The sequence below is a fragment of the Bacillus sp. AFS077874 genome, from assembly GCF_002566505.1.
In the GTDB taxonomy this organism is placed as follows: Bacteria; Bacillota; Bacilli; order Bacillales; family Bacillaceae_G; genus Gottfriedia.
Genome location: NZ_NUYF01000017.1, coordinates 1 through 21,604 on the forward strand (window position 1 = coordinate 1; position 21,604 = coordinate 21,604).

The window sequence follows — 21,604 nt, forward strand, 5'->3', positions numbered from 1 at the left end:
CTCGATTGAGCTAAATGGCATTTAGTTGCATATAGATCGTTTGATTTTATTTGAAAATATGTGATATTCCCTCAAATTACAAGTACATATTCGATTGATATAATTTAATAAATATAAAAAAGGGACGATTTCACCACCATTATGCCTCATTCTTTTGTAACTAATGTGCATGTGTTAGTTACAAAAGGTCCAAAAAGGTTGTCTAATTAGGCAGCCTTTTTTGGTTTATTATGACCATTTAATTTTATGAAACTAATGTCGAAATATATTTATAAATAAGAGCATTTAAAAAATACTTAATTTTCATAATTTTAGAGGATTTTTGAAAGTGTTTGTCGAAATTTTAATTATTCTTTGCATTTATATTCTTAATGAAAAGAAAAATCGACTTTATTACATAGATAAAGTCGATGATCTAATTTATTTTTACATCTTATTAAATTAAGAGTTAAAGAAAGGAGTGGCTTTATTCATGTCAGAAAATACGAAAACTTCGAACCATAACTTGGAAGAGAATTTATTTGCTGAATTTCCAAAGCCTACTGTACAAGAGTGGAGAGATGTTGTTGAAAAATCCTTAAAAGGAGCCACTATTGAGGAAAAGCTTGTAACAAAAACGTATGAAGAGATAATTTTGAAGCCGATGTATGGGGAAGAGGATATTGCTAACTATCCTTATTTAAACGCACAACCAGGTGAATTTCCTTTCGTTAGAGGAACAAGTGAACAAGGCTATTTAGAAAAAACATGGGAAATTAGTCAGGAATTAGATTGTTCTTCACCAGTAGAGTTCAACCGTGTTGCTAAACATGATTTAGACAAAGGGCAAACGATGCTAAAGATTCAACTTAACGAATCTTTTGAAACAAATCTTAAAAATAATAATTCAAATAAAGGGTTAATCTTAACATCTATTAATGATTTTAGAATAGCCTTTCAAAATATAAATTTAGAGGAAGTTCCTTTATCTATTGAAACAGTTAACGGCGGGCAAGCATTTTTTGGTTCATTTATCGCATATTTGCAACAACAAAATTACGATTTTAATAAAATAAATGGCTTTATTGGAATGGATCCAATCAGTAATTTAGTGAAAGAAGGGACACTTCCGTATTCTCTTGAAAATGCTTACAAAATGATGGCTGAGATCACAAAATGGTCGGCTAGACATACAGCAAATTTAAGAAATATATTAGTGCAGTCACATCCTTATCACGATGCTGGAGGAAATGCAGTGCAAGAATTAGCATTTGCTATTTCAACTGGTTTAGAGTATCTACGCGAAATGGATAACCAACAAATTCCTCTGGATGATGCAGCGACGAAAATACTTTTCTCGTTTTCTGTCGGATCGAACTTCTTTATGGAAATCGCAAAATTAAGAGCAGCTAGAATGATTTGGGCAAGAATGTTGAAAGAATTAGGTTGTAATGAGGCTTCACAAAAAATGCATATTCATTCTCGTACATCTTCTTGGACGAAAACGATTTATGATCCATATGTAAATATACTTAGAGGAACTGTTGAAGCTTTTGCAGGCGTAATTGGTGGATCTGACTCACTTCATGTGTCACCATTTGATGAATCCATTAAATCATCTGATGAGTTTTCTAGACGTATTGCGAGAAATACACATTTAATTCTTGAAAAAGAATCAAATTTATCAAAAGTCGCTGATCCAGCTGGTGGTTCTTGGTATATTGAATCACTTACTTACTCTTTGGCTGAAAAGGCATGGGAACTATTCCAAAAGATTGAAGAAAAAGGTGGAATGGTTAAGGCAATACAAGAAGGCTTCCCTCAAGCATTAGTTAGACAGGTTGCAGAAGAAAAATCGAGCAACATAAAAAATAGAAAAGATAAATTTATTGGGACTAATATTTATCCAAATCTGAATGAAACAGGGTTAGAGAAAAAAGAATTGGATCGTAAGGAAGTTCAGGGGATTAAAGAAAACATCGAGAGCAGTTCCGAACATTTCGTATTACAAAGTGGTTGTTCAATTGAAGATATTATTGATGCAGCAAATGATGGTGTAACAATATCGAACATTTTAAATGCAATGAATCTAGTAGAATCAGAACTTCCTAGAGTTAATCCATTAAACATACATCGTGGTGCACAACCCTATGAATCATTACGCCAAAATTCTCAAAGCTATAAAAATAGTACAGGTGAATTTCCAACAGTATTTGTAGCAAATTTTGGACAAGTTGCAGCATATAAACCTCGTACGGACTTTGTTACTGATTTCTTTGAAGTCGGAGGATTTAAGGTGCTTCAAAATAAAGGCTTTTCATCAATTGATGAAATAATCAATTCATTTAAAAAATCAGAATCGTCAATTGCTGTCATTTGTTCAACAGATGATCAATATTCAGAAGTTGTACCTTCTTTAACAAATCAGATTAAAACAATTAATCCGAATGCAAAAGTACTTTTAGCAGGAAAGCCGTCAATAGATGATATGAATTTATATAAAGAAGTTGGAATTGATGATTTCATTCATATCAATGTAAATAATTTCGAGAAGTTAGAAAATCTTCAAAAGGATGGAGGGATTTTGAAATGAACAAACTAACAGACTTTACAAAGATGCCATTTAATACAACATTTTCAGCACCAAATACAGCACCTCCTAAACAGATGCAAGTTAACCATGATGATTGGAAAACTTTAGAACAAATAGATGTAAAACCGTTATATGATTCGAATGATCTTAATCAAATGGAACACCTAGGTTACGTTTCCGGAATCGCTCCGTTTTTACGTGGACCGTACCCTGCAATGTATATAAACAAGCCTTGGACAATTCGTCAATACGCCGGCTTTTCAACTGCAGAAGAAAGTAATGCATTTTATCGAAGAAATTTAGCTGCTGGTCAAAAAGGTTTATCGATTGCGTTTGATTTGGCTACTCACCGTGGATATGATTCGGATCATCCTCGTGTTGAAGGGGATGTTGGAAAAGCAGGGGTTGCAATTGATTCAATTCTTGATATGAAAATTTTATTTGATGGAATTCCTTTAGATAAAATGTCAGTTTCAATGACAATGAATGGGGCAGTACTTCCTGTTTTAGCATTTTATATTGTTGCTGCTGAGGAACAAGGGGTACACCAATCACAGCTTACAGGAACGATTCAAAACGATATTTTGAAAGAATATATGGTGAGAAATACTTATATTTACCCACCAGAAGCATCAATGCGTATTATCGCTGATATTTTTTCTTATACTTCACAACATATGCCAAAATTCAACAGCATCAGTATATCTGGTTACCATATGCAAGAAGCAGGGGCAACTGCAGATATCGAATTAGGCTATACTTTGGCAAATGGATTGGAATATGTTCGAACAGGTTTAAAAGCGGGTATCGATATTGATTCGTTTGCTCCTCGTTTATCATTTTTCTGGGGAATCGGAATGAACTATTTCATGGAAATTGCAAAAATGAGAGCAGGGCGCATGCTTTGGGCTAAATTGATCAAATCATTTGATCCAAAGAAAGAAAAATCGATGGCGCTAAGAACGCATTCTCAAACATCTGGTTGGAGTTTAACTGAACAAGATCCATTTAATAATGTGACTCGTACATGTATTGAAGCGATGGCTGCTGTGTTAGGACATACTCAATCACTTCATACGAATGCTTTAGATGAAGCAATTGCATTACCAACTGATTTTTCTGCTCGTATTGCCCGTAATACGCAGCTTTATTTACAAGAAGAAACTGGAATTTGTAATGTAGTGGACCCTTGGGGAGGCTCATATTACGTTGAATCGCTAACAAATGAATTAGTTCAAAAAGCTTGGGCACATATTCAAGAGGTTGAATCATTAGGTGGTATGGCAAAAGCGATTGAAACTGGTTTACCAAAGATGAGAATCGAAGAAGCCGCAGCAAGACGTCAAGCTCATATCGATTCAGGTAAAGAAACAATTATTGGCGTTAATAAATACCGTCTTGAAAAAGAAGATCCATTAGATGTTTTAGAAGTCGACAATACTGCAGTTCGTGAAGCGCAAATTTTGCGATTACAAGAGCTTCGATCATCTAGAGATGAAGCAAAAGTTCAGGCAGCATTAGCCGCAATTACTGAGGCAGCGGAGTCTGGGAAAGGTAATTTGTTAGCGCTTGCAATCGAAGCTGCTAGAGCCCGTGCAACATTAGGTGAAATTTCGGATGCTTATGAAAAAGTAGTAGGCAGACATAAAGCCGTTATTCGTTCAATTATGGGTGTTTATAGTGCGGAATACGGTGAAAAAGATGAAATAGAGATTGTACGTAAAATGGCTGATGATTTTGAAGAGAAAGAAGGTCGTCGTCCACGTATTATGATTGCTAAACTTGGACAAGACGGTCATGACCGTGGAGCGAAAGTAATCGCAACAGCATTTGCTGATTTAGGCTTTGATGTAGATATCGGTCCTTTATTCCAAACACCAGCGGAAACGGCACTTCAAGCAGTTGAAAATGATGTTCATGTGATCGGGATGAGCTCTTTAGCAGGTGGTCATAAAACGCTACTTCCACAATTAATGGAAGAGTTAAAAAAACTAGGTCGACAGGACATTGTTCTTGTAGCTGGAGGGGTAATACCAGCAGGGGACTATGAATTTTTATTGAAGAACGGAGCGGCAGCAATCTTCGGACCAGGTACTGTTATCCCAGTTGCGGCACAAAAGGTTATTGAAGAAATTAATCGCCGACTTGAGGATTCGATTTAAATGGATTACGAAAACAAAAAAAAGAAAAAGCTTTCAGAAGACGACTATGTAAATGGAGTACTTGAAGGCAATCGAACTATTTTAGCCCAAACAATTACCCTTATAGAAAGTAATTCGTCAGCACATATGAATTCTGCACAAAATGTGTTGACAAGGTTACTTCCTCATTCAGGTCGTTCGATTCGGATTGGAATAACTGGGGTTCCAGGTGCCGGTAAAAGTAGTTTAATAGAAAGCTTTGGAACATATTTGTGTGAGCAAGGACATAAAGTAGCCGTTTTAACAATCGACCCAAGTAGCACAATTACAAAAGGTAGTATTTTAGGAGACAAAACAAGAATGGATTCACTATCAAAGAATCCTAATGCATTTATTAGACCTTCTGCATCAGGTGGTTCTCTTGGTGGGATTGCACGTAAAACAAGAGAATCAATGCTAGTATGCGAAGCAGCAGGCTATGACGTGATTTTAATCGAAACTGTCGGTGTTGGACAAAGTGAAGTACAGGTTCGTTCAATGGTAGATTTTTTTCTTTTAGTCATGTTAACTGGAGCAGGAGACGAGCTACAAGGAATTAAAAAAGGCATCATGGAACTTGCAGATTCAATAGTCATCAATAAAGCCGATGGACAAAACAAATTAAAGGCCAACGCGGCTAAGGCTGAATTTAATCGAATACTTCACCTATTACAACCTTCAACTCCTGGTTGGTCTAGTAAAGCATATACAGCTTCCGCGTTACTTGGTGAAGGTATTGAAGAAATATGGAATGAAATTAATGCTTTCAAAGATCTAACAACTGAGTCTGGCTATTTTTCTTTGCGCCGTCAAAAACAAATGATTGATTGGATGTACAACATGGTTTTTGAACAGTTGAAACTAAGTTTTATGAATCATGAAAGTGTGAAACTAAATTTAAAAACGATTGAAAGCTCAATAGTAAATGGAGAATTAACAGCAACTTCAGCTGCAAACTATTTATTATCCATTTTTGAAGGCAATAGGAAGGAGACATTGTAATGCATGAGACTAGTCCTAAAAAAATTAATCATATTGGAATTGCAGTAAGAGATTTAGAAACTTCTATTCAATTGTATACGAATGTACTTGGCTTAAAACTTAAAGGAATTGAAACAGTTGAAAGTGAAAAAGTACGAGTAGCATTTATCGAAATCGGTGAAGTGAAAATTGAGCTTTTAGAAGCAACTAGTCCAGAAAGCCCAATTGCAAAGTTTATTGAGAAAAAAGGCGAAGGAATTCACCATATTGCATTAGAAACAGAAAACTGTGAGAAACAGCTTGAAATTATGAAAGAACACGGAATTAAACTAATAAATGAAGTTCCAAAAAAGGGTGCACACGATAGCCTAGTTGCTTTCCTTCATCCAAATTCAACGAATAAAGTATTGTTTGAGCTATGCCAACCATCATCTAGTGTTACTAAGAAAGGAAGTTGAATAAAGTTATGACGACAGCGTATGAGAAAATAAATGAATTAATGGATCGAAAGAGAGTCATTGAACTAGGCGGTGGAGACGAACGAATAGATTCACAGCATAATAGAGGGAAATTAACTGCTAGAGAACGAATTAATCTTTTATTAGATGAAGATACTTTTGTCGAATTAAATCCATTTATTAAACATCGCGCTACGAATTTTGGAATGGATAAAATGGATAGCCCAGGTGAAGGTGTTGTCACAGGTTATGGTAAAGTCCATGGACGTTTAATCTATGTTTTTGCACAAGATTTTACAGTATTTGGTGGAGCATTAGGTGAAATGCACGCTATAAAAATTGCAAAAGCTATGGATTTAGCTGCAAAAGTAGGTGCTCCGTTTATCGGTTTAAACGATTCTGGTGGTGCTAGAATACAAGAAGGAGTAGTTTCATTAGACGGTTACGGTCATGTATTTTATCGGAATTCAATCTATTCTGGCGTTATACCGCAAATATCTGTCATAATGGGACCATGTGCAGGTGGAGCAGTCTATTCACCAGCAATTACTGATTTTGTTTTTATGGTTGAAAAGACAAGCCAAATGTTTATTACAGGTCCAAAAGTAATTGAAACAATTACTGGCGAAAAAATTACAACAGAAAATCTTGGTGGGGCAAAAGTTCATTCTTCGATTAGCGGAGTAGCTCATTTCACTGAAGAATCAGAACCAGAAATATTAGAACAGGTACGCAGATTAATCAGCTTTTTACCTCAAAATAATAATGAAAAACCAGAAGGAGTTCCATTCTTCGAAAAAGATGATTGGAGAGAAGATCTAATTGACTTAGTTCCAATCGAATCTACGAAAGTTTACGATGTAAGAAAAGTAATTGAGCAAATTCTTGATAATGGAGACTTCATGGAAGTACAACCAAATTTTGCGAAGAACATTGTTATTGGATTTGGTCGAATTGATGGACATAGTGTTGGAATCATAGCAAATCAGCCAAAAGTAATGGCAGGCGGTCTTGACATTAATTCATCTGATAAACTTTCAAGATTTATCCGTTTCTGTGATTCGTTTAATATTCCTTTAATTACATTTGAAGATGTAACAGGATTCTTCCCAGGTGTAAACCAGGAGCATGGTGGAATTATTCGTCACGGAGCTAAAATTTTATATGCCTATTCAGAAGCTACAGTACCAAAAATTACAGTAATTTTAAGAAAAGCATATGGCGGGGCTTATGTAGCAATGAATTCTAAAGCAATTGGTGCAGATGTAGTATACGCTTGGCCAAATGCAGAAATCGCCGTAATGGGACCAGAAGGAGCAGCAAATATTATCTTTGCAAAAGAAATTAACCAAAGTATCGATCCTATTGCAACTCGCGCTGAAAAAATTTCAGAATATAGAGAAATGTTTGCAAACCCATATGTTGCTGCTTCTCACGGCATGGTCGATGATGTGATTGATCCAAGAGAAACTCGTAAAGTCTTAAAACAATCGTTAGAAATGTTAAGTACAAAAAGTGAAACACGACCTAAGAAGAAACATGGAAATATCCCGCTTTAAAAGTTAGGGGATTATAGTGGAAATCAACTTCACTAAATTACCTATACTTTGAATATTGAGGTAACAAGTCCTTAATACAACTAAATGACTAGATATACTTTAAGATTAGTATATCTAGTTTTTTGTTTAGAAAATGTTAAAAATTACATTTTAATAAAACAACCGAACTGTTGACAAACAAAAATATTTGTGTTAAAATAATATATTTTAGTGTTGACTGGATGAGCTATAATCGGTACGATAGTACTTGGAAATGATTATACAATATAGTTCAGGAGTGATTTTATGCTTGGTAAAAGTAAGATCCAAATGTTAAGCATTACGATGAATTCAAATGGTATGAAAAATACAATTCATCCAACACTAATTTTGGATGAAGAAGATGTGGTATTAATTGATACAGGATACCCAGGACAATTTAACGAGTTTCAAAATTGCTTTGAAACTGTTGGAGTACCATTTGAAAAACTAAATAAAATACTGATTACTCATCAAGATATTGATCATATTGGAAGTCTTTCTGTGATCGTAGAAGAATTTACTAACAAAATTGAAGTCTATGCGAGTGAAATAGAAAAACCATATATTCAAGGTGAAAAGTTACTGATTAAAATTACACCTGAAAAAATTGCAAAAGCTGTAGCATCCTTACCAGCGGATACAACAGATGAATTTCGAAAAGCATTTAAAAACAGATTAGTAAACCCGCCAAAAGGTACAGTTAACCATATTGTTACCCCCGGAAATGATTTGGAAATTTGTGGTGGTATTACTGTAATTGACACTGCTGGACATACACCAGGACATATAAGCTTTTATCATAAGGAGTCGAAAACATTAGTTGCAGGAGATGCACTAATGATTGAAAACGGGCAATTAAACCCTTCAAACCCACAATTTACATATGATATTGAACAATCGATAAAATCTCTTGAGGCTTTATTGTCATTTGATATTGAAAAAGTGATCTGTTATCATGGTGGATTATTTGAGGGGAATATAAAAGAAAGATTAAGTGAAATCATTCGATAAAAATAAATATTAAAAAATCGTTTTTGGAGGCAAAAAAATGAGCAACAAGAATTATCAAGAATTAATAAAAGATCGTGTCTTTTTCGGTGGGGCAGATGACGTTAAAGAGATGATGGAAAACGAAAATGTAGATATTGTTTTTGATCTAAGAGTAAAAAATTATGAGGTTGACCCCAAAATTAACCGTGTACATAGTCCGATTGTTGATGATAAAGAAGAACAAGCAGAAACCCTTAAAAGAGCGATTGATCATGTAGTAGAAGCTTATCAAAATGATCAAAAAGTGTATTTCCATTGTGGTGGTGGTAATACTCGTGCAGGTACAGTGGCAATAGGAGCATTAATTGCACTAAACAAAGCTGAAACAATTGAAGAAGCTGAAGAAATGGCCAGGTCTATACGTCCAACAATTAAATCGAATCCTGATATGAAGGAATCGTTAAAAAAGATATTTCCTAATGCTTAAATAAAAATAAAAAAACGCTAATTATACAAATTCGTTTTGTATCATTTAGCGTTTTTTATTAAGAAATACCATTTAAATGATCTTTTACACACTTTATAAAATCATTTTTGTCATTTGTATTTTCTTTTGAAATTGGAGATATTACCCAAAAGTCTTGATTAATATAATCGGTTTCTTTAATTGGGATGATTTTTAATTCGCCACTTAATATTTCAGGTAAATATCTTAAAGTTGTATTATGGACAAAAGTAAATACACGTCTTTCCTTAATAATTTCAATAAGTGTCATCGTACGATTTGATTTAAGAACGACCTCATTTTTAAATTTCTTAGCTAATTGTAGAAAATTTTTATTAGAAAATGTATACATGACAACTTTTTGATAAAGTAAATCTTCAGCTGTAACATAATCTAATTCATATAAAGGAGAATTTTTGCCTACTAAAATGCACACATTTCCTTTACTTAAAAATTCTAAATTAATATTATTTTCCTTTTCTAATTCGGCTTTTGAAGATACTACTAACGCTAAGTCATAGTCTTCTTTTGCTAAATTGTTAAGAATCTGAGGTGTACCTTGCTCAATTAATTCAATCGTTGCGCCATTGTTATTTTCAGAGTATTTTTTTAACACTTCGTGAATTGTATAAGTAAAAGTAGGAGCACATGCAATTTTCATATGTTTGACTCTAGATTCTTTAAAATCCGAAAGCTGTTCTTTCAATTCTTTTAAATTATTTAAAATTTCAATTGACCTAGATAATACTAACTCTCCCTCAAATGTTAAGGTAATTCCGCCTCTAGAACGATTAAATATATTTATTTCTAATTCTCTTTCAAGTTGACTAATGGCTTGACTGACGCCAGAAGGAGAAATATGCAATTTTTTCGCTGCCCTTGAAATCGACTTCTCATTTGCGATACTTACAACATATTCTAGTTGTTCAAAGTTCATATTAACCTCCTATAAAAACTAACTTATCATATCAATAGTTTAATATATTTAAGTGTTTTACATTGTTAAGTATTACTTAACAATAGCTTAACATATATGAAATATAATTTCTTCCGGAAACGATGTAAAATACTATTTAATTCCTTATAATTTTATAGGATTAATTAGGATTAATCTTATGGCGTTTTGAATTCGTGGATTGTTTCCACCTATTGATTATAAAAAATCTGTAAAAATTTAAACCATCCATTGTAGTACTTTTTAGCCGATCCACTTAAAAAATGAATAAAAAAGGAATAATGATTAGTACATGATACCTAGTGGGTCAAAAAATAAAAGAGGATGAATCAGAAACGGCATGAAATGAAATATCAGTGATTGAATCTAGTTACTGTTGAAAGTTGGGAATAAAAATGTTTACTAACCATGAGTTTAATCACCACGAAAATAAAACATTTATTTTTGTTGAAAATACTCTTTTCGTATCTGGAATATGTACTATTTTATTACATCATAATCTAGATGCTAGAAAAATAGATTTCCATGAAATAAATTCAAGCAATTTAAATGAATCATTTTTTATTTGTCATGTGAAAAATGAAGAGATGGAAGCAAAATCTCAGCTTTTAAAGTTAATTGATCAGAACATTAATATAGTAATCATTAAAAATAAGATAGATTATAATGAAATTGAGAGTTTGATGAAAATTGGGGTAAATGGAATTTGCTTAACTGACATTGATGAACAATATTTACTTCATATTGTAAGACAAGTTCAAAGTAGTCAATTCTTCTTAGATTCTCGATTAACAAATTTAATCATTCAAGAAAATACGCGACTGCTTGAGAATGGAAAGAAAAAGAAAGAACTAGATTATGAAGCTATGAATAATCTTTTAACGAAAAGAGAAATTGAAATTTTACAACTTTTAGCTCAAGGATATTCCAATATTCAAATAGGAGCTGAATTATTTATTTCAAGTAAAACTGTTAAAAATCATGTTTCGAATTTAATCCAAAAATTACAGGTATCAGATCGATTAAATGCTGTGATTTTTGCAATTAAAAATAATTGGATTTCGCTTGATTAATTAAAAATGACACTAATCTTTTACATTAAAGGATTAGTGTTTTTTTACGAGTTTTAAAGCGTTTTCAATCGTTAAGATATAATTCCTTTTCGAATTAATTCACCAACCGCATGAGAACGATTGTTGGCACCGAGTTTTTTTATTGCGGATTTTACATATTGTTTTACAGTAAGTTCACTTATATTCATGGAATCTGCCATATCCAACAACTACTGAACCGAAACAGATTGGTACAGCAATCAGAGAATTTACACTAGAAGGGAAGATATATTTACTACTCGTTTGTTTTAAGTATTCAATTCCTGAACAAAACTTTGCTTTTCGCTCACAAATTGCTGAAAAGATGATTGGGAGCGAACGAATATCATCTCTGATCTCTCGTATATGTGATAATCCATCATTTGTAATCAAAATAATGCCTTCACCTAAAAATCCAAAAGGAGAATATCGAAATAAATAAGCATTTCGAACGGGAAAAAGATTCATATAGATAGCAAGAATATTGTACATATGTTCCTTATGACTTGTACTGACTTCAAGTTTTCGAATATGTTCTTGAATGGTATAGTCAGAAACCACTTTATCATCTCCTTTTTAGGGATATTATCTATTAGAAATTAGGAATATTCTAATTATACTAAAAATTATATTCTTTAGATAGGCTTTTTGAGATATAGAATCTCGAAAGTAAATTAAAATCCAATCTGAAAGGAAGATGTAAATTGGCTAATTTAGTTCCAAAAGCAAAAGCATATGTGGAGATGTTTAATCAAATGCCAACGATTCACAAAATGGAACCTGAGGCTGTAAGAGAAATGTTTGCAAATGCTCCGCCGGTTGAAGTAGAACTTGCTCCATTAGCGAAAGTTGAAAATAAACAAATTCAAGTCGGACAAGATGAGTCAATTAAAATCAGAATTTACACTCCTGAAGGTGAAGGTCCATTACCAGTATTTGTATATTACCATGGTGGCGGATGGGTGATAGGTGACTCAGAAACATCAGATGCAAGTTGTAGGATGCTTGCTAACCGTACGAAAAGAATCGTTGTTTCGGTAGATTATCGACTTGCTCCTGAATACAAGTTTCCAATCCCATTTGAAGATTCATTTGCTGCCTTAAATTGGGTGAGTGAACATGAAAGTAAAACGCAAAAAGAAGTAAACATCCTACTCATAAATGGTTAGAGTGGGAGTATAATACAGTCCTCCAATTATTAAAAATCATTTAATGTAAGTTGAATTAATCCACAAATTCAGAGTAAAAATAGTATAATGATTTGTATTTAAATTTCATTAATAGTATAAATATTCAATTTGCTATTTGTTAAGGTTAAAAAGGGGAGAGTTTGCATTTGTCTGCATCAAAAAAATCTATTTTTAAAGGGACTTCATTTACGAATTTTTGGGTCTCACGAATGTTTACTTCAACATCATTTCAGATGCTATCGGTAGCAATTGGATGGCAAATGTATGATTTGACACATGACGCGTTTAGTCTAGGGCTAGTAGGTTTAGCACAATTTATTCCAATGGTCTTACTTACTTTAGTAGTTGGTCAAGTTGCTGACAGAGTTGATCGTCGGAAAATTGTTTTCATATGCCAAATGGTAGAAGCTTTAATAGCAGGTCTTCTTTTATATGGTAATTTTGTTAATTGGCTTAGCAGAGAGGAAATATTAATTGCTGCTTTTATACTCGGTGCTTGTCGATCATTTGAAGGACCCGCTTCTTCGGCATTATTACCTCAAGTTGTGCCAAAATCTATTTTACAACAAGCTATTTCATGGAGTACATCTGCAGGTCAAACAGCGCAAATACTTGGGCCATCTCTAGGTGGAGTATTATTTTCAGTAGGACCTGCATACGTATATGCAAACTCAGCAATTGCTTTATTACTTTCATCAATCTTAACAATTTTTATAAAATTAGATAGTGAATTTATCCGTAAAGCTGAGCCAGTCACTTTACGTACAATGCTTATGGGGTTAGAATTTGTCTATAAGCATCCAATCATTTTAGGAACGATATCACTTGATTTGTTTGCCGTTTTACTTGGTGGAGCTACAGCACTTTTACCAATTTATGCGCAAGATATTTTACATACAGAAGCTTGGGGCTTAGGTTTGATGCGTACTGCACCAGCAGTTGGAGCATTAATCATGTCTCTAATTTTAGCTTATTTCCCACTTAAAAGATCTTTTGGTCCGATATTATTTGCAGCGTTAGGTATTTTTGGATTGGCAACAATGCTATTTGCAATTTCAACAAACTTAGTCATCTCATTAATTGCATTATTTATAATTGGAGCTTCAGATGTGGTCAGTGTAGTAATCCGTTCTTCGCTTGTTCAGCTACAGACACCGGATGATATGAGAGGCAGAGTAAATGCTGTAAATTCGCTATTTATTGGAACTTCAAATCAGCTTGGCGAATTTGAATCTGGAACAATGGCTGGATTAATTGGTGCCGTACCAGCTGCATTTGTAGGTGGACTTGGAACGATAGTAGTTGCTGGACTTTGGATGTATTTATTCCCTTCACTTAGAAGAATTAATTCACTTTCTGGAGACAAAACAGAAAAAGCAGGATAATTTGTTAAGGAGGATTTATGGAAAATACTAAAAAAACATTTGAAACGATTGATGAATATATTTCACAATTTCAGCCTGATGTTCAGGAAAAATTACAAGCTTTAAGAAAGTGTGTAAAAGAGGTTGTACCAAATGCGGTAGAGAGAATTAGTTATCAAATGCCTACATTTGCGCTAAATAAAAATTTAGTACATTTTGCTGCATTTAAAAATCATATTGGATTTTACCCTGGTGCAAGTGGAATTGCAGCATTTAAAGAAGAATTATCCGTTTATAAAGGCGCTAAGGGTTCCGTACAATTCCCGATAAACGATCCACTTCCATTTGATTTGATAAAAAAGATTGTAAAATATAGAGAACTTGAAGATATTAAAAAAGCTGAAGAAAAATTAAAAAAGAAAAAATAAGTTCATAACCTCTGAGGCTAATTTTAGCTTTGGAGGTTTTTTAGTAAAAAGAACTAATCATTTGGTTCAAAATTTTGTCAAATATTTTCCAGTAAATAAAATACTTTATCCGTTATACTAAACTTGTATTTAATATGGATAAAAAATGAATGATGAAGTTGATTTTTTTTAGCAAAATATGTGAAAAGGTTCACAATTTGTATTTGGGGGACAGTAGCGATGAAAAGAAAATTATTGATGATTGGAAATGGAATGGCAGGAGTTCGTTGTTTAGAAGAAATTCTAAAAAGAAATAAAAATTTATTTGAGATCACAATAATTGGAGATACCAGAAAACCACTTAGCTGCTGCAGGATGACCCATATAATCAGTGTATGAGGTTCTTCTAGGAGCACCATAAATTCCGAGAATATGCATTGTAGTCGACATTAAAAACATACCGATAGCCCATGTGAAAATCTGTATAAACGCTAATTTTTGGAATGATTTTGTAAGTTTTTTTCCTGTTAAATACGGAATAAGCCAAAAGGTTAATCCGAAAAATGTCATTGCAACAGGTGTACCAACTGTAATATGGAAATGTCCAACAATCCAAAGTGTAAAAGGTTTCTAGTAAAATATCGTATTAAAAAGGGGATATATTAAAGAAGCATTGATGGTTCTTATTTTTTATTTGTTGAAATATTTAAAGTTTACGAGGAAACGATTAAAAAAGGTAGAATTAATGATTAAAGTTGAATTGAAAAGTATGGGGTGAGTTATTTGACTAAATCTATCCATTGCGATCGGTGTTTAAAGGAAATAAGGATTAGAGGAGATCTCGTTACTGCTACGATGTTTTTTCAAGTTGTTCCTTATCATGAAGATTGTTATGCAAAAGATTTAAAAGGTGCCAAAACACTTTTGTTAAACAATCAACCAATTAATGGTTTCTCTGGTAACTTTCTAACATTACTAGCAATTGCGGTTTTTATCGCATCATTTTTTATTGATGATAATTCGATGATCTATTTATCAGTTTTAGCGCTGATCGCAATATTGTATAGACTATACTCATTTTTTATTTTTGAAAGGCATTTAGAGAAGTAGAAGTATCGATTGAAGGTGAAAAGGCTAAGGGAGCTATTTGGTGGGAAGTTTTAAAAAATAAATAGTGAAATAAAGGAAAAAACTCTGATAGACAGAGTTTTTTCTTTTTATTTACCAAAATTTCCAGCGAATTGCATTACAACTGCTTTAACTTCCTCAAGTTTATCTGGCTTTAATAAAGTAATCATCTTAGGAACAAATTGTTGAACTTCTTCTAATGAAAAAGTACCTTCATCTTGTTTTCTGAAGTTTTCTAAAAGAATTTCCCTTGCTTCATCTTCTTTACCTTCTTGAACTCTTTGTAAAATGAAATTTAAAAACATTTCTTGACCTTGCTTGTCCATTCTTGTTGCCTCCTATAAATAATTTATACAACCATAAGGTGTTATTTAAATTATAACACCTTATGGTTGTATGTCAATTTTATTTTTCGGTGAATCATTCTTCGTTATTTATTAGCCATATTATAAAAATTTATTTTTTATTTTTTGAAGATTAATCATATTATCGGCTTTATGTTATTTAAATCAATTTTAATTGATTGAAAAATGCTATAATTTTTTATGGAAGATGATGGAACCTATTTTAAATAGGAGACTTTTAAAATTATTAATTAATAGAATAGTTTATAAAAAAAGGTGGTAATCGCAATTAATAAGAAAAAAATAGCAGTATCATTTAGTGGTAAAGATTCAACTTTGGCATTGCATGATCTTTTGCATTCTGATGAATTTGAAGTAGTAGTACTAATCGCATCAGTTACTGAAGGATTCAATCGTACGAGCATTCATGGAGTTAGGGTTGAATTATTGGAGGCACAAGCAGATTCAATCGGTCTACCATTAAAGAAAATTTGGATTCCGGAAAATTGTTCTAATCAAAAATATCAAGAAATTATGACAAAGGTAAATTTAGAGCTAAAGGAACAAGGGATTGAAAATATTGCATTTGGAGATTTATTTCTTGAAGACATACGAAAGTATCGAGAGGAAATGCTTAAACCATTAGGCATTAATCCAATCTTTCCTTTATGGGGTGAAGGGACGACAAATGTGATTGAACGCTTTATTTCCTTAGGCTATAAAACGATTATTACTTGTGTTGATTTAACTAGATTATCAGAAGAATTTTCTGGTAAAGAAATAGACTATCATTTAATCAACCAACTCCCAAAAGAGGTTGATCCTTGTGGTGAGAATGGAGAATACCATTCATTTGTATTTGATGGTCCTATTTTTAAATATCCTATCCAGTTTGGCATTGGAGAAAAGAAGCTAACTGCTGATGTTTATACAGGAGAAACTAGGTTTTGTTATTCAGATTTAGTTCTAGCTTGAATTACGTTTTAACACTTTAGAATTAATGAATATAAGTTTAAAATAGACTGTTAAGTGGAAACAGTCTATTTTATAATAATAAACTATAAATAAAAATGAAATTGTGCAATCTTACTGTTTTTTCAAATTTGGTCCCCAAGGTGGCTCTGCTCCTGGATTCACCGTAATATTTTGTTTTGTTAATCCGACCTTCTTAGCATAATCATCTAACATTTCAAAAACGGTTAACCGATGATACGAACCATTGGTAAAGCGTGGTTCATTTCTTCTTTTTGGATCCACTTGCAATAGTGACACCGAGTCTTTAGCCAGATGATCATTGAATTCATTTATCGGTACACTAAAGTCGATCTGTTCATTATATCCGTTTGCTACAGTAATTATTGTAACCTCCCCCATTTGCTTCTTCGGAAAAAGAGGGTCCTTCTTCACTGTTACATTAATTTTTGCAATTCCATTTGAATCTGTTAATTCCGTACCTAAAACTTTACCTAATGAATTGATTACAATAACCCTAGCGCCTTTAATAGGTTGACCAGTTTCTCCAGAGGGGTCAGCTGTATGGCCAACTTGAACTGTAAGTGTTGCAGAAACTTCATTCAACTTTTCTGCTAGCGTTAACTGAGAAGTATTTAAAAAAATGAAAGTGCTCAAAATAGTTGTAATATATATTTTTTTCATCTATTCACACCTTGTGTTAATTTTTACTGTTTAGTTTAAGTAAAATTATTTAAATGTATTCTTTTAATAAATCGAAGTTATATAACTATGAAGTTGATATTTAAGGAGTTGTGCCAAATGATAACGAACTTATACTTAGTAAGACATGCGCATTCAACTTATACTCCTGATGAATTGGGTCGACCTTTATCTAAAAGAGGATTTACTGATGCAATTATTGTTACTAAACTACTATTAAAAGAAAAGATCGACTACGTAATTTCAAGTCCATATAAACGTGCAATTCAAACCGTTGAAGTGATAGCCAAATCATTAAATTTAGAAATTAAAATAGAAGAAAATTTTAAAGAGCGACTCCTATCACTAGAGCCTGTTGAGGATTTTGAAAAAGTAATAAGAGAAGTTTGGATGGACTTTAATCAATCGTTGAATGGTGGAGAGTCAAATTATACAGCCCAAAAAAGAGGAATAGAAGCTATTACTAAACTATTAAAAATTTATTCCGGTAAAAATATTGTTATTGGTACGCATGGTAATTTGATGGTACTAATTATGAATTACTTTGATCAAAAATATGATTTCAATTTTTGGAATGAACTTGCTATGCCGGATATTTATAAATTAACCTTTGAAGGCGAATCATTAGTTGAAGTAAAAAGAATATGGAATTAATGTTAGTCTAATACTTGATTAGTGATAACTGATTGTAAAGAAGGAAAGAAGTAGTTTTATACTCGATATTTCTATTTAGTATTCTTCTAAAAATTGCTGTAATTGATAGGGTGAAAGATATCTATCATTCTTTATTTTTCAGGAAATTAAAGAATCGTAGAATGAGAGATGATATAATATTTCTAAGTTATTTCCACTAAATGGTTATTGGACGTGACTTTTTTAAAAGCAGTTTTAGAAAAACACAAGTGAGGATCACTCATGTTAGAATTCAATGGAAAACACAATAATGGAAAAATACTACTTGATTATGTTGATACAAATGTCATTACACGATTAAAAACAATTTTGGATACTGAATGCTTTGCAAATTCAAACATTGTTGTCATGCCAGATTGTCATATATCTAGTGGAGGCGTCATGGTAGGTTTTACGATGACGTTGAATGATTTTATTATTCCTTCGATCGTCGGTGTAGATATTGGATGTGGAGTTAGTGCATACCATCTAGGGCGTATGAAATCAATAAAGAGTGAAAAACTTGATAAGTTCATCCGAAAAAATATCCCGATAGGTTCAAATATTCATGAGGAACCGGTGATTGAACCGGTAGAAATTGCAGAATCGATCGAGAGACTTAATCTGAACTATATGTATGTAATGAATAGTATTGCAACACTAGGTTCTGGAAATCATTTTATCGAAATTGATAAAGATGAGAATAATCATTTTTGGCTTGTAATCCATACAGGTTCAAGAAATTTCGGATTTGAAATTGCAAAACATCATATGAATGTCGCTAAAGAAAATATGAAACAATTATTCGGTGAAAATTACAAAGGATTCGAATATTTATCAAAACAGGAAGACAAGGATGCATATTTAAGAGATCTATCAATTGCTCAACATTTCGCTTCGTTAAATAGAGAAACAATTGCTAAAATCATCATTGAAAAATATTTTAAACTCGATTTTGATTCAATTAAAAAAATTGAATCGGTACATAATTATATCGACCTTCAAAACAATATTCTAAGAAAAGGCGCAATATCAGCTAGTAAGGGTGAAGAAATAATCATCCCGTTTAATATGGCATATGGATGTGTTGTAGGAAAAGGTAAAAGTTCAAGTGAGTACAATTATTCAGCACCACACGGGGCAGGACGAATTATGAGTCGAACAGACGCTGCTTATAAAGTCGACTTAGATGTTTATCAAAAAGCAATGAAGGGCGTATATACAACCTCTGTTAACAAACATACAGTCGATGAATCACCAATGGTATATAAAAAGCCTAAATTAATATTAGAAAATATTACTGAACAGATTGAGATCGATTTCTTCATGAAACCGGTTTATAATCTTAAAGCTGATAAATCACCTCTCTATTATGAGAGGTTATTTTAATTTATATTTTAAGTTCTTTCTCCTCATTATCAGTATAAAATTATATAAATCTACTTATTTTGACACCTATTCTTTTACAAAATGGGGGAATACTATGTTGAATAAGTTAAAACGGTTCTTAGTAGTACTTCTCATTTTTGTACTGTATCTTGGATTGTCGTTGTTAGTTGGAAATTTTCTTTGGAGATTAGTTGAGTCAATCAGATAAGTGGATAAAATATTAAAGGGATTTAGTACTTCTCCTTTGAATATAAGTCTCCTTCCTCAAGCGTGTGAAGGACTTTAGCCCAACGGTAGGTGGGAGATGAATTGCCTTTTGACGATCGAAAAACATATGGTTATATGTTGATCAGTAGCTATATAAGATTGAGTGGACAAATATGACATAGTGCGAAAACCAAGCCCGACACCCTTCTACTCGTAAAATAACTAAGGTAACGAAAGAACCTCCATTCGTTGGACATCTACCGCAGGAACTGTGGGAAGTAACGCTCGTGGAGATGAAAGGTTGCTTTCGTCACGAAATCGAGAAGCCCCCACTTCAAGGGTTAGCTAAGTGGTGGGAGTGGTTCACTGACTTAATTCCAATCATTACTCAAATAGTTTACTAGTTTTGAACATAAATCCACATTTTTGTCGATATTTTTTATTGTGATTATTTCCAAGTAGGTCAATATGATTATTAGTAGGGGCATAAATTAAATGAAGTAGAAATTATATTTGTTGTGGTTATTATTAGGAGGTGCAAAATTGAAGATCGTTTTTTTTAGAAATCTTAATAAAATTGAAACATATGCTGCAAATAGAAAACAAATAAAGTTGAATCTTCCTAGTAAAGAAGAGGCTAGTGTTATATTTGGCCTAACAAGAAAGTTTGAATTTGATAATCGTTGTGCAAGACCACCACAAATCAGCGGTACTGTTGTAGCTTCTGTTACTTGTAATAGAGACAAGGATATTCGAATTTATTTCTATCCAATCTCCCAAACTATATATCCAGAGAAGGCGAAATCTCAATTTCATAATGATGTATTACCTAAACTTAAGAAATGGATTGATCATCAAGTATCAAAACCAGAAACTGCAGTTTTAGGGATTGAAGAATTTATAATCGAATGGAATGGAAAAAATCATATATTCCACCAAATTAAATTTTTATAAAACAGGTTTTAAAGACGGTAAAGTTTAATACCGTCTTTTTTTACTTTTTGTTACATATAATCATTAAGTGAACTTAAATAACGTAATTAAATTAAGTTTTTTAAGTTTTTTGTGGTAATCATTAAATTAATTATATATAATAGCTTTAGAATTCAATCTTAAGGGAATAGATAAAGGGGCTCTAAACGATGTATCAAGAACAAAGATTAGCTTTGATAATAAAGTATTTGGCTTCAAATAATGAGATTACTTTAGAAGAAATATGTAATATGCTTAGCGTTTCAAAGGATACAGCAAGAAGAGATCTCGTCAAACTTGAAGAACGCGGGGAAATTATCCGAATTAAAGGTGGGGCAACACTTCCAACTTCTAATCGAAATTTAACCGATTATAAAGAACGAAATGCCACTGAAGGCAAGGAGAAAATTGCGCAAAGAGCATCATTACTTATTCGCGAAACTAGTGATTTATTGATGGATACATCCTCAACTTGTGCACTCATGTCAAAATTTATGTCAGGCAAACAAGTTAATGTGATTACAAATTCAATTGATATAGTTGATTTATTAGGTGAGTATGAAGAAATTCAAACCTTTATGCTACCAGGGAAATTTAATCGAAAAAATAGAAATTTAGTTGGCCCTAGGACAATTGAAACTTTAAATGACTACAAAGTTGATCAGCTATTTCTAGGTGCTTGTGGAATTAGCGCAGACGGAATAACTTCACCTGATGAGGAGGAAGCGTTTTTAAAGAAAAAAATGATCAGTTGTGCAAAACAAGTAGTTTTATTAGCAGATCATACAAAGTTTGAAAAAGTATTTCTGCACAAGGTAAGTGATATTAAGGGGATCGACATCATTATTACAGACAAAGACCCAGATGAAGAATTTAAAAGAAAAATAATCGAGTACAATATTCATTTAATTAGTTTAGAAGAAGAGGAAAGTGAGAGGGTTTAAG

23 protein-coding genes and 1 pseudogene are annotated in these 21,604 nt (G+C 32.6%); 18 read left to right on the forward strand and 6 right to left on the reverse strand.

What is annotated here, in order from left to right; genetic code table 11:
• Positions 1–472: 472 nt before the first annotated feature.
• The 7 genes from COJ46_RS17665 to COJ46_RS17695 all read left to right on the forward strand — a co-directional run bounded on the left by COJ46_RS17665 (position 473) and on the right by COJ46_RS17695 (position 9,248).
• Positions 473–2,572 (forward strand): methylmalonyl-CoA mutase family protein, encoded by a 2,100-nt coding sequence (locus COJ46_RS17665; RefSeq protein ID WP_097977012.1) that lies wholly within the window; start codon positions 473–475, stop codon positions 2,570–2,572.
• A complete protein-coding gene (scpA, locus tag COJ46_RS17670; protein WP_098566151.1) occupies positions 2,569–4,734 on the forward strand; it encodes a methylmalonyl-CoA mutase in 2,166 nt (721 codons plus the stop codon). The genes COJ46_RS17665 and scpA overlap by 4 nt, the downstream gene beginning before the upstream one ends.
• Positions 4,735–5,754, forward strand: a complete 1,020-nt coding sequence (meaB, locus tag COJ46_RS17675; protein ID WP_097977014.1) for a methylmalonyl Co-A mutase-associated GTPase MeaB — start codon at positions 4,735–4,737, stop codon at positions 5,752–5,754. It begins immediately after the preceding gene.
• Positions 5,754–6,191, forward strand: coding sequence for a methylmalonyl-CoA epimerase (gene mce, locus COJ46_RS17680; RefSeq protein WP_097977016.1), 438 nt, complete (start codon positions 5,754–5,756; stop codon positions 6,189–6,191). The genes meaB and mce overlap by 1 nt, the downstream gene beginning before the upstream one ends.
• An 8-nt stretch (positions 6,192–6,199) precedes the next feature.
• Positions 6,200–7,750: an acyl-CoA carboxylase subunit beta gene (locus tag COJ46_RS17685; protein WP_097977018.1), complete on the forward strand. Its 1,551-nt coding sequence runs from the start codon at positions 6,200–6,202 to the stop codon at positions 7,748–7,750.
• A 285-nt stretch (positions 7,751–8,035) separates the two neighbouring features.
• Entirely contained in the window at positions 8,036–8,782 is a 747-nt protein-coding gene (locus tag COJ46_RS17690) for an MBL fold metallo-hydrolase (RefSeq protein ID WP_097977019.1), read from the forward strand.
• A gap of 37 nt (positions 8,783–8,819) precedes the next feature.
• Positions 8,820–9,248 carry a protein-tyrosine phosphatase family protein gene (locus COJ46_RS17695; RefSeq protein ID WP_098566152.1) on the forward strand — a complete coding sequence of 143 codons (429 nt, stop codon included), beginning with the start codon at positions 8,820–8,822 and terminating at the stop codon, positions 9,246–9,248.
• Positions 9,249–9,306: 58 nt separating this feature from the next.
• On the opposite strand, the gene COJ46_RS17700 is transcribed toward COJ46_RS17695, so the two are convergent.
• Positions 9,307–10,203 carry a LysR family transcriptional regulator gene (locus COJ46_RS17700; protein ID WP_097977023.1) on the reverse strand — a complete coding sequence of 299 codons (897 nt, stop codon included), beginning with the start codon at positions 10,201–10,203 and terminating at the stop codon, positions 9,307–9,309.
• A 413-nt stretch (positions 10,204–10,616) separates the two neighbouring features.
• On the opposite strand from COJ46_RS17700, the gene COJ46_RS17705 reads away from it, so the two are divergent.
• On the forward strand, positions 10,617–11,294 hold the full coding sequence (locus COJ46_RS17705; RefSeq protein ID WP_097977025.1) for a response regulator transcription factor: 678 nt from the start codon (positions 10,617–10,619) through the stop codon (positions 11,292–11,294).
• Positions 11,295–11,365: 71 nt separating this feature from the next.
• Here COJ46_RS17705 and COJ46_RS25260 read toward each other — a convergent pair whose 3' ends face one another.
• Entirely contained in the window at positions 11,366–11,494 is a 129-nt protein-coding gene (locus tag COJ46_RS25260) for a LuxR C-terminal-related transcriptional regulator (RefSeq protein WP_335448846.1), read from the reverse strand.
• Positions 11,469–11,873 (reverse strand): hypothetical protein, encoded by a 405-nt coding sequence (locus COJ46_RS17710; protein WP_353615939.1) that lies wholly within the window; start codon positions 11,871–11,873, stop codon positions 11,469–11,471. The genes COJ46_RS25260 and COJ46_RS17710 overlap by 26 nt, the downstream gene beginning before the upstream one ends.
• 143 nt (positions 11,874–12,016) lie before the next feature.
• Between COJ46_RS17710 and COJ46_RS17715 the strand changes: the two genes are divergently transcribed.
• The 4 genes from COJ46_RS17715 (at position 12,017) to COJ46_RS24590 (ending at position 14,672) form a co-directional block, all read left to right on the forward strand.
• Entirely contained in the window at positions 12,017–12,481 is a 465-nt protein-coding gene (locus COJ46_RS17715) for an alpha/beta hydrolase (RefSeq protein WP_286133582.1), read from the forward strand.
• 167 nt (positions 12,482–12,648) lie between these two features.
• On the forward strand, positions 12,649–13,887 hold the full coding sequence (locus COJ46_RS17720) for an MFS transporter (protein WP_218008691.1): 1,239 nt from the start codon (positions 12,649–12,651) through the stop codon (positions 13,885–13,887).
• Positions 13,888–13,904: 17 nt separating this feature from the next.
• On the forward strand, positions 13,905–14,294 hold the full coding sequence (locus COJ46_RS17725) for an iron chaperone (RefSeq protein WP_097977027.1): 390 nt from the start codon (positions 13,905–13,907) through the stop codon (positions 14,292–14,294).
• Positions 14,295–14,513: 219 nt separating this feature from the next.
• A complete protein-coding gene (locus COJ46_RS24590; RefSeq protein ID WP_176522559.1) occupies positions 14,514–14,672 on the forward strand; it encodes a hypothetical protein in 159 nt (52 codons plus the stop codon).
• Here COJ46_RS24590 and COJ46_RS17730 read toward each other — a convergent pair.
• Positions 14,619–14,894, reverse strand: a pseudogene (locus tag COJ46_RS17730) (cbb3-type cytochrome c oxidase subunit I); the annotation flags it as partial. The gene COJ46_RS24590 and the pseudogene COJ46_RS17730 sit on opposite strands and share 54 nt — an antisense overlap.
• Before the next feature lie 162 nt (positions 14,895–15,056).
• Here COJ46_RS17730 and COJ46_RS17735 point away from each other — a divergent pair.
• Entirely contained in the window at positions 15,057–15,383 is a 327-nt protein-coding gene (locus COJ46_RS17735) for a hypothetical protein (protein ID WP_141437803.1), read from the forward strand.
• A gap of 107 nt (positions 15,384–15,490) precedes the next feature.
• Here COJ46_RS17735 and COJ46_RS17740 read toward each other — a convergent pair whose 3' ends face one another.
• On the reverse strand, positions 15,491–15,727 hold the full coding sequence (locus tag COJ46_RS17740; RefSeq protein WP_069032177.1) for a hypothetical protein: 237 nt from the start codon (positions 15,725–15,727) through the stop codon (positions 15,491–15,493).
• 294 nt (positions 15,728–16,021) lie between these two features.
• On the opposite strand from COJ46_RS17740, the gene COJ46_RS17745 reads away from it, so the two are divergent.
• Positions 16,022–16,720 carry a Dph6-related ATP pyrophosphatase gene (locus COJ46_RS17745; RefSeq protein ID WP_098566153.1) on the forward strand — a complete coding sequence of 233 codons (699 nt, stop codon included), beginning with the start codon at positions 16,022–16,024 and terminating at the stop codon, positions 16,718–16,720.
• Positions 16,721–16,831: 111 nt separating this feature from the next.
• Here COJ46_RS17745 and COJ46_RS17750 read toward each other — a convergent pair whose 3' ends face one another.
• Positions 16,832–17,401: a hypothetical protein gene (locus COJ46_RS17750; RefSeq protein ID WP_097977034.1), complete on the reverse strand. Its 570-nt coding sequence runs from the start codon at positions 17,399–17,401 to the stop codon at positions 16,832–16,834.
• A gap of 117 nt (positions 17,402–17,518) precedes the next feature.
• On the opposite strand from COJ46_RS17750, the gene COJ46_RS17755 reads away from it, so the two are divergent.
• From COJ46_RS17755 to COJ46_RS17770, 4 genes are all read left to right on the forward strand, one after another.
• Positions 17,519–18,073, forward strand: coding sequence for a histidine phosphatase family protein (locus tag COJ46_RS17755; protein WP_097977036.1), 555 nt, complete (start codon positions 17,519–17,521; stop codon positions 18,071–18,073).
• Between the two features lie 261 nt (positions 18,074–18,334).
• A complete protein-coding gene (locus COJ46_RS17760; RefSeq protein ID WP_098566154.1) occupies positions 18,335–19,480 on the forward strand; it encodes an RtcB family protein in 1,146 nt (381 codons plus the stop codon).
• 750 nt (positions 19,481–20,230) lie between these two features.
• Positions 20,231–20,641 (forward strand): hypothetical protein, encoded by a 411-nt coding sequence (locus tag COJ46_RS17765; RefSeq protein WP_097977039.1) that lies wholly within the window; start codon positions 20,231–20,233, stop codon positions 20,639–20,641.
• Between the two features lie 188 nt (positions 20,642–20,829).
• Complete coding sequence (locus tag COJ46_RS17770; RefSeq protein ID WP_097977041.1) at positions 20,830–21,603, forward strand: DeoR/GlpR family DNA-binding transcription regulator; 774 nt, start codon at positions 20,830–20,832, stop codon at positions 21,601–21,603.
• Position 21,604: the final 1 nt, after the last annotated feature.

Excerpts from the sequence above, each read along its gene's own strand:
- meaB (WP_097977014.1), top strand. The coding sequence starts at position 4,735 with ATGGATTACGAAAACAAAAAAAAGAAAAAGCTTTCAGAAGACGACTAT.
- COJ46_RS17685 (WP_097977018.1), top strand. The coding sequence starts at position 6,200 with ATGACGACAGCGTATGAGAAAATAAATGAATTAATGGATCGAAAGAGA.
- COJ46_RS17705 (WP_097977025.1), top strand. The coding sequence starts at position 10,617 with ATGTTTACTAACCATGAGTTTAATCACCACGAAAATAAAACATTTATT.
- COJ46_RS24590 (WP_176522559.1), top strand. The coding sequence starts at position 14,514 with ATGAAAAGAAAATTATTGATGATTGGAAATGGAATGGCAGGAGTTCGT.
- COJ46_RS17695 (WP_098566152.1), top strand. The coding sequence starts at position 8,820 with ATGAGCAACAAGAATTATCAAGAATTAATAAAAGATCGTGTCTTTTTC.
- mce (WP_097977016.1), top strand. The coding sequence starts at position 5,754 with ATGCATGAGACTAGTCCTAAAAAAATTAATCATATTGGAATTGCAGTA.
- COJ46_RS17690 (WP_097977019.1), top strand. The coding sequence starts at position 8,036 with ATGCTTGGTAAAAGTAAGATCCAAATGTTAAGCATTACGATGAATTCA.
- COJ46_RS17755 (WP_097977036.1), top strand. The coding sequence starts at position 17,519 with ATGATAACGAACTTATACTTAGTAAGACATGCGCATTCAACTTATACT.
- COJ46_RS17740 (WP_069032177.1), bottom strand. The coding sequence starts at position 15,727 with ATGGACAAGCAAGGTCAAGAAATGTTTTTAAATTTCATTTTACAAAGA.
- COJ46_RS17770 (WP_097977041.1), top strand. The coding sequence starts at position 20,830 with ATGTATCAAGAACAAAGATTAGCTTTGATAATAAAGTATTTGGCTTCA.
- COJ46_RS25260 (WP_335448846.1), bottom strand. The coding sequence starts at position 11,494 with ATGGCAGATTCCATGAATATAAGTGAACTTACTGTAAAACAATATGTA.
- COJ46_RS17700 (WP_097977023.1), bottom strand. The coding sequence starts at position 10,203 with ATGAACTTTGAACAACTAGAATATGTTGTAAGTATCGCAAATGAGAAG.
- COJ46_RS17665 (WP_097977012.1), top strand. The coding sequence starts at position 473 with ATGTCAGAAAATACGAAAACTTCGAACCATAACTTGGAAGAGAATTTA.
- COJ46_RS17725 (WP_097977027.1), top strand. The coding sequence starts at position 13,905 with ATGGAAAATACTAAAAAAACATTTGAAACGATTGATGAATATATTTCA.
- scpA (WP_098566151.1), top strand. The coding sequence starts at position 2,569 with ATGAACAAACTAACAGACTTTACAAAGATGCCATTTAATACAACATTT.
- COJ46_RS17760 (WP_098566154.1), top strand. The coding sequence starts at position 18,335 with ATGTTAGAATTCAATGGAAAACACAATAATGGAAAAATACTACTTGAT.
- COJ46_RS17750 (WP_097977034.1), bottom strand. The coding sequence starts at position 17,401 with ATGAAAAAAATATATATTACAACTATTTTGAGCACTTTCATTTTTTTA.